Genomic DNA, 9,990 nt, shown 5'->3' with positions numbered 1-9,990 from the left:
GTGTACAATTAGATGATAGAGCGTCTTCCCATTTTTTTCCACTCATTTGCCCCTTCGAGTAAAATTTTACACATACCCTTTATCTTTCCATCATGGAAAAGGGGAAGTGCGGCCGGCACTTTTTCAGCACATGCCGGCTGCAAGCGAACCCCTGTATTTACCAATCTTGCGCGTCTATTACAATTCGATCGCATCTCCGGCTTTCATAATTTTACCGTTTACGCCGTCGAGCAAATCGATAAATTTCTGCGGATCCTGCTGAATGAGCGGGAACGTATTGTAATGGATCGGCACGACCGTTTTCGCCTGCAAAAATGTTGCCGCCACTGCTGCGTCTTCCGGTCCCATCGTGAAGTTGTCGCCGATCGGAAGAAATGCAAGATCAATCGGATGGCGTTCGCCGATTAATTTCATATCCGAGAACAGCCCGGTATCACCGGCGTGGTAGATCGTTTTCCCTTCCGCCATCAGCAAAACGCCCGTCGGCATCCCGAGGTAAACGATTTCTTTCTTTTCGTCATCCACAACCGCCGAGCCGTGGAACGCCTGGGTAAGCTTCACTTTCCCGAAATCAAACTGGTACGAGCCACCGATATGGAGCGGATGCGTATTCAACCCTTTCCAGGCAAAGTAATTTGCGATTTCATTATTGGCAATAATAAGCGCATTCTTTTTGCGGGCAAGCGTTTCTGTATCCCCGATATGATCGCCGTGCCCATGTGTGAGAATAATCACATCCGGGCTTTCTTCCTCCACTTTCAGGTCTGTCTGGCTGTTGCCGGTAATAAATGGATCAAAGAGTATCGTTTTGCCCTCCGTTTCCACTTTTACAATCGAATGGCCGTGAAAAGAAACTTTCATCAACATATCACTCCTTTTAAAAATTTGTACGGCTTTGGGCCACTTTCATTATATTATTTCTTTGTCCCGTAATCCTGCCTCGCGCTTCACCTGTAGCATCTTAACTTGTTTTTTGCTATGCTAGTAACGTCTGATAAGGAGATGAATGGAATGAATAAGCGTTTAGCAAGTGTGGCGGCGTGGCTGAAAGCGGAAAAGACCGATGCCGCTTTTATTACATCGCCCGACAATGTCTTTTATTTGAGCGGTTACCGCAGCGACCCACACGAAAGGCTGCTCGGCATTTGCGTATTCCAGGAAAAAGAGCCGTTTCTCGTCTGCCCGGCAATGGAGGCGTATGACGCGAAAAAAGCCGGCTGGGAATATGACATTCTCGGCATCCAGGATACGGATAACGCGTGGGATTTGGTTGCGGAAGAAATACGCGGGCGAATCGGTGATGTCCATACGTTAGCGATTGAAAAAGAGCATTTGAACGTGGAACGGTTCGAAGCGCTGAAAGAACGGTTTGGCGGCGCCCGCTTTACCGCTGCTGAAGAAAAACTGCGCATGATGCGCCTTATTAAAGATGAGCATGAACGGAAGATTTTAAGGGAAGCGGCTGCTTTTGCCGACCTGGCCGTTGAAACGGGCATCCGCGAAATTAAAGAAGGGAAAACCGAACTTGAAATCGTGGCAGCCATTGAATTTGCAATGAAAGAAAAAGGGATTTCAGAAATGAGCTTCGCCACCACCGTCCTCTCAGGTGCGAAGGCGGCTTCCCCGCACGGCGTCCCCGGCCTTGACAAGATCGAAAAAGGGAATTTTGTCCTATTTGACCTTGGCGTTGTGCATCAAGGCTACTGTTCCGATATTACAAGGACGGTCGCATTCGGGGGGCTTAACGAAGAGCAAACCCGGATTTACGAAACGGTATTAAAAGCGGAAGAAGCGGCCGTTGCGGCAGCAAAACCGGGGGTAAAGGCAAAAGAGCTCGACTTGATTGCACGCCGCATCATTGAAGACGCGGGATACGGCGAATATTTTACACACCGGCTCGGCCACGGCCTCGGGATCAGCATCCACGAATATCCTTCTGTCACCCATACGAATGAGCTGGTGCTTGAAGAAGGGATGGTCTTCACGATCGAACCGGGGATATACGTGCCAGGGGTTGCCGGCGTCCGGATTGAAGATGACGTCTGCATTACAAAAACGGGTGCCGAAGTGCTGACAAAGTACCCGAAAGCCTTGCAATATGTTTAAAAAAGAAGCACAAGCGGCTTTCATGCTGCTTGTGCTTCTTTTTTTGTTCCGGCAATTCTTGCAGCCGGCTTTTCAAAACTTATTTTAAAAGCGTTTTCACACCTGTATAGGAGAGCCCGAGTGAATCGGCCACCGCTTGATATGTCACATGTCCTGACAGCGTATTGACCCCTTTTAACAGCGCTTCATTTTCCAAAACCGCTTTCTCATACCCCTTATTGGCAATTTGCACCGCGTACGGCACCGTCACATTGGTAAGGGCAATCGTCGATGTGCGGGCAACCGCGCCCGGAATATTTGCGACTGCATAATGGACGACATCATGCTTGATATAAACCGGATCATCATGTGTCGTGGCACGGTCTGTCGTTTCAAAACTGCCACCCTGGTCAATCGCAATATCCACGACAACAGAGCCCGGCTGCATCGCTTTGATCATCTCTTCCGTTACCAGTTTTGGCGCTTTTGCACCCGGGATCAGAACGGATCCGATGACAAGGTCCGCATCACGCACTGCTTCCGCAATATTGTATGGATTCGACATCAAGGTTGTAATTTTGCTGCCGAAAATGTCATCAAGCTGGCGCAAGCGATCCGGATTCAATTCGACAACGGTCACATCCGCCCCAAGGCCGATCGCGACTTTTGCCGCATTCGTTCCGGCAACCCCGCCGCCGATAATCGTAATCTTGCCTCTTTTGACGCCCGGTACGCCGGAAAGCAGGATCCCTTTTCCACCGTTATTTTTTTCAAGAAACTGTGCGCCAATCTGCGGCGCCATTCTGCCCGCCACCTCGCTCATCGGCGTCAGAAGCGGCAGCGAACGGTTGGCAAGCTGCACGGTTTCATAAGCAATGCCGGTCACTTTCTTTTTCAGCAGTTCTTCCGTAAGCTTTGGTGCTGCAGCAAGATGCAAATATGTAAATAAAATCATGCCTTCACGGAAATAGCGGTACTCGCTTTCGATCGGCTCCTTCACTTTCATAACCATTTCAAAAGACCACGCCTCACGAGCGGTCTCAACGATCCGGGCACCGGCTTTTACATATTCTTCATCACTAAACCCCGATGCAAGGCCCGCATTCTTTTCAATAAAAACTTCATGCCCCGCTTTGGTCAGGGTCACAACGCCGGCCGGGGTCATGGCCACACGGCTTTCATTGTTTTTAATTTCTTTTGGTACGCCAATTCGCATAGAAAGTTCCTCCTCTTGTTCGTGTTTTGCAATCCGTTTTCTTATTATTGTAAGAAAACATATCAAACGGTTGAAAACTTTCTTAAACATCTTTAGTGTAGCAAAAATTCCCTCTTTTTCCTATGCTTTTTTTGCAAATTTCTTATTCGCGCCCGGGAACGGGATAGCGTTTTTATTTTTCCTGGCTTCCGCCCTTTTTGATTAAAAAATAGATCGCCAGGTTTTTTCATTTTTCGCACACAAACCCGGAAAATTCTAGTAAAATAGACATGAAAGGCAGGCAGTTTATAAAGGAGATGAAAGAAGATGGGCACACAATACCGGAATATTTTAGTAGCGGTAGATGGCTCCAAAGAAGCCGACTGGGCTTTTACGAAAGCGGTTGAAATCGCCAAACGGAATGGGGCCGAATTATCGGTTGTCCATGTGGTCGATAACCGAGCACTCGCCACTTTGACCCCGATTGATTCAACGCTCTATGAGCAAAACGAAAAATTTGGGGATGAACTGTTAAGCAATTATAAAGACCGCGCCGCAGAAAAAGGGATCAAAGTCCAGACGATCATCCAGCTCGGCTCTCCAAAACTTCAAATCACAAAAAATGTCGCGCCGAAAGTGCATGCGGATTTAATTGTGTGCGGCGCAACCGGTTTAAACGCGGTGGAAAGGCTCCTGATCGGAAGCGTTTCCGAACATATTGTCCGCACTTCCCCCTGCGATGTGCTTGTCGTGAGAACGCCTAAGGAAGAAGAAGGCAAAGGGGAAAATTAAGCAAAAACCAGCCTTTTACGGGCTGGTTTTTTAACGGCCGCTTTTTTCTGTTAAAAACCGGTATTGATAATATTTCTCCGCAATTTCACAAACCCTTTTAGAAAAATAGTAGTTTGTAAGAGCCCCGATGGCCATCCCGGCCCAGCTGTTTTCTCCCCGCTTTTTCGGCCGGAGCAGCGCCAGAAAAGCGAGTTTGCCGGCATGCCCGATTGCCCCCGGCCACAAATACCGGTGGAATAACTTATCGTTTCCCACATAGAAACCGGTCTCGCGCGCTTCCAGTTCATCCATCAATTCTTCCCAGAGCGCATATTTCACCATGTCCGGGGCAGCGGCCATCAGCACCATTTTCAGCGCCGCCACGAGTTCGCCGGGCGTTTTTGTTTCAAATCCGTAAGCTGCACCGGTGAGCTGGACCGCCCGGAGATTCACAGCCAGCAGGAAAAACGGATCCGCCGCGGCAAAAACAGCTTTCCCCGTCCCGCTCAATGCTCCTTCGAAGAGTGAGAAACGGCGGTATTTTGCCTGCTGCCGCGCCGCAATAAACCCTGCCTGGTCGATGGTAAGCTTCCTCATATCGGGAATCGTTGCAACAGAACTGTCAAAAAGCCGCCCCGCAGCAAGTATTTTTTCGATTTCATGCCCGTAAGGCAGATTTTCATCGGCAAATGAACAGATTTGAAACAAAACAGCATCTATTTTTTCATGAATATTTTCGAGCGCCTCATCCGGAAAATGGGCAAAGAGCGCATCCAGTTTTTGCTTGCGCCAGTCCCCTTCTTTTCCGGCCGTTTTTAGCTTCTCCGCCCAGTCGTTGATTTCATCCAGTACAATTTTTTCCCTGCCTGTCCATTCCGCCATTTTCAATCCGCTCCCTAACGCTGTTTTACAGCCATTATATCATAAAGTTCATGGACGGCTGTTCGTTTATGCCATGCCAAAGTGACCCTGAAACAATTTATTCGGACACGGGCAGCAGGAAAGCAAACTGTCGGCGCCAGCCGTTAAGATTCCGCGGTCATGAAGAGAGCCGGACAACATCGCGTGCGATCATCAGCTCTTCGTTTGTCGGGATAACGAGTACTTTTACAGGGGAATGCGGATAATTGATAAACGCTTCCGTCCCGCGGATCTGGTTCAAAGTCGGGTCCCAGTAAATGCCCATAAATTCCAGTCCCGTTAAAATTCTTGCGCGGATGGCATCGCTGTTTTCCCCGATGCCAGCCGTGAAAATAATCGCATCGACGCCGGCCATTTTCGCCGCATACGACCCGATGTATTTATGGATGCGGCTTGCAAAAATGTCAAGCGCCAGTTCAGCCCGCTTGTTCCGCTCGAGTTCCGCCGCTACCTGGATATCGCGCAAATCGCTGGAAACGCCCGAAATGCCGAGAAGCCCGGATTCTTTGTTTAACACTTCGAGCACTTCTTCTGCCGTTTTGCCTGTCTTCTCCATAATAAACGGGATCAGTGCGGGGTCGATATTGCCGGAGCGCGTGCCCATCGTCACGCCGGCCAATGGCGTAAAGCCCATGGACGTATCGATTGACCGGCCGCCCTGGATCGCCGCAATGCTTGCCCCGTTGCCCAAATGGCATGAAATCAGGCGCAGCTGTTCAATTGGCCTGCCGAGCAGCTCAGCGGCACGCATCGCCACATATTTATGGGAAGTGCCATGAAACCCGTATTTGCGGATCCGGTATTTTTCGTAGTATGCATAGGGGAGGCTGTATAAGAAAGCACTTTCCGGCATCGTTTGGTGGAAAGCGGTATCAAACACGGCCACTTGAACCACATCCGGCAGCACGGCACGGAACGCCCGGATCCCCGTTGCGTTCGCCCGGTTATGAAGCGGCGCGAGTTCCGCCAAATCTTCAATTTGCGCGAGCACCTGGTCATTGACGACAGCAGAATCATTGAAAATTTCGCCGCCGTGCACAACCCGGTGGCCCACGCCTTCTATTTCATCCAAAGACCGGATAATGCCGGTTTCCGTTAATTTTTTTAATAAAAACTGTACAGCAATTTCATGGTTCGGAATATCGGTAATTTCCTTCACCCTGTCCCCGTTTACCGTAATGGAAAACAAGGCATCGTTTAACCCGATCCGTTCAATCAGGCCTTTCGTTATAACGCTTTCATTCGGCATCTCAAATAATTGAAATTTTAAGGAGGAGCTCCCCGCATTAATTGCCATAATTTTTGCCATTGCTCGTCTTCCCTTCGCAAAATCAAATGAACCCTTTTATTTTTTTAAAATAGTGATCTCATTTTCTCATTTTGCCATTCTATCCGACTTTTTTCAACCGGTTTTTGGTTCCGTCTCCCGGGAACATATAAAATGATACCATAAAAAAACAAACAAATGGGGGCCGGAACGCAATTTCCTGCTTTCCAGCCCCCATTTTTCCCAATTCGTCAAATTTTGCCGCTTTGGATATTTTCTTTGCACCAGGCGTCAATCTTTGCCATCAGCTGCCTTAGCGCCCCCTCGTTAGACAGGGACGGGAGCGACGCCAGCAGCACTTGTTCCGGTGCTTTTACGCCTTCCGCTTTCTTGCGGATGACAAAAATGCTTTTGGCAGCCTGTTCGTTTTTGAAGATGGTCATCGGCAATTGCAAAATCGCCTGGATATCCGCTTCTTCTTTTAAAAACTGGCGAAGTTTCGGAGCTTCTTTTGTTTCAAATAATCCGTTTGGGATGAGAAAAAACAAAAATCCGCCCGGGCGCGCCGCTCTCAGGCTCTGCTCGATAAACAAATGATGGGCGTACGAATGCCCTTCATCTGCCTTCAGCTTGTAATCCGCGGCGCCCGCATCATTCGGATAGTACCCGACTGGCAAATCGCAAACAACAACATCGACAGGGTCAATGAACAATTGGGACAGGGCATCCTGCGTAAACAGTTCGATTTCATGGTGCAGAAGGTTTGCCCCCGTGTATGCGAGCCGGATCAGCACATCATCGATATCCACGCCGTAAGCGGTGATGTTTTTCCCACTGAGCTGGTTCAAAATGGTCGCAAGCAAATTGCCGGTGCCCACCGCAGGGTCCAAAATTGAAAACGCACTGGTATCTTCTGTAAACTTGCCGATAAAATAGCTCATCAATAGACCGATCGAATCCGGTGTCATTTGATGGTTTGCCTGGACGTTTGCTTTCATCCCCTTCAGAATGGCGAGCTGGTAGGCTTTCCGGATCTGCTCGCGGGTAAAATCCTCGAGGCGGACCGTTCCGTATAGGTTTTCAAGGCGGTTTTCATCATGCGCACCGATCCCATTTTGGCGGATGCTTCCGCTGAATAAGTTTTCCCCGGTCATCGCCACAGCTTCCAGGTACGGAACAGAGAGGCGGTTTTCCAAAATGTGTGCGGATTCGTTTAAAACGTTAAAAAGGGTTTCAACAGGAGAGTCCGACATTCATGCTCCTCCTTCGTATTCTTCTTCCATATAAAATCCCCGATGGAGATCGGGGATTTTATCGCAGTATAGCAAGTGCTCTTCGCTTTTCTTGACGCGAATACCTGTTTTACTCTGCATCTTTTGCAGCTTGCAATGCTTTTTCGTAGTCAGGATGGTTGGTGCCTTCGCTTACATATTCCACATATGTAACCGTATCATTGGAATCTACGACAAATACGGCACGGGCAAGCAGGCGAAGTTCTTTCATCACAACCCCGTAAGCTTTGCCGAAAGACAAGTCGCGGTGGTCGGACAACACTTTTACATGGTCAAGCCCGGACGCCGCACACCATCTTTTTTGCGCAAAAGGCAGGTCACAGGAAAAAGTATAAACGTTGACTTCTTTCCCGAGTTTTGCCGCTTCTTCGTTAAAACGGCGCGTCTGTGCATCACAAACACCGGTATCAATCGACGGAACAACGCTGAAGATGCGGACGCCGCCTTTTGTATCCGAAAATGTCACCTCATTCAAATCATTATCCAGAACCGTAAAGTCCGGTGCCTTATCGCCGACTTTCACTTCTGTCCCTTCCAATGTGACTGGATTTCCTTTAAATGTAACCGAAGCCATGAGATACCCTCCTTATTTTTACCGGGGCTTTCAATCCCCCGTTTTTCAACTGTGCTCATACCCTATCATAATGGACAACGAAAAAAATTTCCAATTTAAAACCCGCGAATCATGCGGGTTGTTAAAAATCAAGATCCTGTTTTTGCTGGTTGGCCGGCTGTTGCCCGCCATTTTGGCCGCCTGCATTTTGGCCGTTTTGTTTCAGCATGCCCTGGATTTTTTCGACAACGCCCGGCGCGACATCCATAATTTTTTCAATCAAATGTGTGTTTTGGTCCAGGTGCAGCATTTTCACGCCTTGTGCGCCAACAACCAAAAAGGCAATCGGCATAATCGAGACACCGCCGCCGCTGCCGCCCCCGAAAGGCAGCTCTGCCGGACGGGATTCACCGCTGCCGCCGGATCCGGATGGCCCGTTAAATTGGCTTCCGCCTGCCGCAAACCCAAAACCGACTTTGGATACGGTTAAAATGACGCTTCCATCCGGCGTTTCCACCGGATCCCCGATAATCGTATTTACGTCAATCATTTCTTTTAAATTTTCCATTGCGGCCGTCATCAGGCCTTCAATCGGATGTGAACCCATTGTTGTTTCCTCCTGTCATTCGTTTCTGCCGGGATTTAAGCATGCCGGCCGTTTTCTGATTCGGAAACCGGTTTAAGCGCGATTTCCGCTTTTCCTCCCCGCCAGTATTTCAACACTTTAAATGCGGCCAGTATAGCTTTCCCAATCTGGATTTTCACCATACATTTTAACTGCGTTTCAGAAACCGGATTTTGGAAAAAGGGTGTAACAGAGAGGACAGGATCCGTTTTTACCCGCAGATTTGTGGTTATGAGGCTTAGTATTCCCCCTTTTACCGCCCAAATACTTCCGGCGGCAATTCCCGTCCACGCGGCGTCATGCAGCCCGATTGCTGTATGCCATTCGAATTTTCTCAACTGGACACTGCGGATGAACTTGCCTACAATCGCCTTTAAACCGATGACGCGCTCCGCAATTTGTTTCACATCTTCAATCCGCTGTTCGAGCACATCCGGCGTAATGTTCCTTTCATGCTCTGTATGCTTTGTCTCTTTTTCATATACGACACCGGGTTTTTTTCGGTCCACTTTCACTGCCGGGATTTTCACGGTATAGCGGATGATGCCCCAAACCCTGATTTGGATAAAAATTTTATCATCATCCCGGCGGTGCCCGTATTCAATAAAGACGGACAGGGAAGAGAACCAAAGAATCGCAGCGATTGCGGCAATGCCGAAAAACGCGGACAGCCACCATATCATTTCCATCATCAGCCTTTTTGCCATCATTATCGCCAACAGGGCAAAAAAATAAACCTGCCTTTAAGCAGGTTCATAATAAGGATAGACCGGTTCCTGGGAACGTTCATGAATGACGACCGTATCGGCAAACAAATCGTGCACCCCTTGTTTTTTCGGCGTAAATGCAACGATAATATAGATGGCCGAAATGGTGACACAAACATAACGGACGATCCATTCCCGGAATAAAACGGTGCTCCATTTCAGCGGACCGGGATGGTTCACCGGCACAACCCTGAGGCCAAATACCATTTTTCCAAGCGTCTGGCCGAAAAATTTCGTCATCAGGACAAAGTACCCGTAAAATACAACGGCCGATGCCACCGTAATCGGTGCATAAATTTTATCTTCTGTGAGAGACAAGCCGGAAAACCGGAAAATGGGATGGATAACCAGCCACTTCACACTTACTACAACAAGCAGATCAAGCAAATAGGCCCAAAACCGCATCCAGAACCCGGCATAACGGGCCCCGAATAACTCCTCGCGTTTTTGTTCCGTCCCGGGATTCACCGTTTCAGGCATTTGGTTTTCGTTTGAATTCATTCAAGCTCCCCCC

The 9,990-nt window shown here is 48.8% G+C and carries 11 protein-coding genes; 2 read left to right on the top strand and 9 right to left on the bottom strand.

All coding sequences use genetic code 11. The annotated features are described in order from the left end of the window. Positions 1-177: 177 nt before the first annotated feature. Entirely contained in the window at positions 178-861 is a 684-nt protein-coding gene (locus NFR98_RS12330; protein ID WP_014097738.1) for a metal-dependent hydrolase, read from the bottom strand. A 150-nt stretch (positions 862-1,011) separates the two neighbouring features. Here NFR98_RS12330 and NFR98_RS12325 point away from each other — a divergent pair, with 150 nt between their 5' ends. Further along, entirely contained in the window at positions 1,012-2,106 is a 1,095-nt protein-coding gene (locus NFR98_RS12325) for a M24 family metallopeptidase (protein WP_017551274.1), read from the top strand. 79 nt (positions 2,107-2,185) lie between these two features. Here the strand turns inward: NFR98_RS12325 and ald are convergent, their stop codons facing one another. Beyond that, positions 2,186-3,301: an alanine dehydrogenase gene (ald, locus tag NFR98_RS12320; RefSeq protein WP_251460213.1), complete on the bottom strand. Its 1,116-nt coding sequence runs from the start codon at positions 3,299-3,301 to the stop codon at positions 2,186-2,188. A 306-nt stretch (positions 3,302-3,607) separates the two neighbouring features. On the opposite strand from ald, the gene NFR98_RS12315 reads away from it, so the two are divergent. Beyond that, positions 3,608-4,072, top strand: coding sequence for a universal stress protein (locus NFR98_RS12315; RefSeq protein ID WP_013859933.1), 465 nt, complete (start codon positions 3,608-3,610; stop codon positions 4,070-4,072). Positions 4,073-4,102: 30 nt separating this feature from the next. On the opposite strand, the gene NFR98_RS12310 is transcribed toward NFR98_RS12315, so the two are convergent. From NFR98_RS12310 to NFR98_RS12280, 7 genes are all read right to left on the bottom strand, one after another. Continuing rightward, positions 4,103-4,933 (bottom strand): EcsC family protein, encoded by an 831-nt coding sequence (locus tag NFR98_RS12310; RefSeq protein WP_251460212.1) that lies wholly within the window; start codon positions 4,931-4,933, stop codon positions 4,103-4,105. 157 nt (positions 4,934-5,090) lie between these two features. Next, a complete protein-coding gene (locus NFR98_RS12305; protein WP_014097734.1) occupies positions 5,091-6,281 on the bottom strand; it encodes an acetate kinase in 1,191 nt (396 codons plus the stop codon). 209 nt (positions 6,282-6,490) lie between these two features. Beyond that, positions 6,491-7,492: a class I SAM-dependent methyltransferase gene (locus NFR98_RS12300; protein WP_014097733.1), complete on the bottom strand. Its 1,002-nt coding sequence runs from the start codon at positions 7,490-7,492 to the stop codon at positions 6,491-6,493. Between the two features lie 109 nt (positions 7,493-7,601). Then, on the bottom strand, positions 7,602-8,105 hold the full coding sequence (gene tpx, locus NFR98_RS12295) for a thiol peroxidase (protein WP_014097732.1): 504 nt from the start codon (positions 8,103-8,105) through the stop codon (positions 7,602-7,604). A gap of 121 nt (positions 8,106-8,226) precedes the next feature. Further along, entirely contained in the window at positions 8,227-8,691 is a 465-nt protein-coding gene (gene ytfJ / locus NFR98_RS12290; RefSeq protein WP_014097731.1) for a GerW family sporulation protein, read from the bottom strand. Positions 8,692-8,726: 35 nt separating this feature from the next. Beyond that, positions 8,727-9,416, bottom strand: a complete 690-nt coding sequence (locus NFR98_RS12285; protein WP_251460211.1) for a DUF2953 domain-containing protein — start codon at positions 9,414-9,416, stop codon at positions 8,727-8,729. Between the two features lie 36 nt (positions 9,417-9,452). Next, positions 9,453-9,977 carry an RDD family protein gene (locus tag NFR98_RS12280; protein ID WP_026683656.1) on the bottom strand — a complete coding sequence of 175 codons (525 nt, stop codon included), beginning with the start codon at positions 9,975-9,977 and terminating at the stop codon, positions 9,453-9,455. Positions 9,978-9,990 lie beyond the last annotated feature (13 nt).

The sequence above is a fragment of the Weizmannia agrestimuris genome (assembly GCF_943193165.1).
GTDB classification, from domain to species: Bacteria; Bacillota; Bacilli; order Bacillales; family Bacillaceae_C; genus Weizmannia; species Weizmannia faecalis.
The sequence above is the reverse complement of the archived record's forward strand: the minus strand, read 5'-3'. Positions and strand labels throughout refer to the sequence as shown.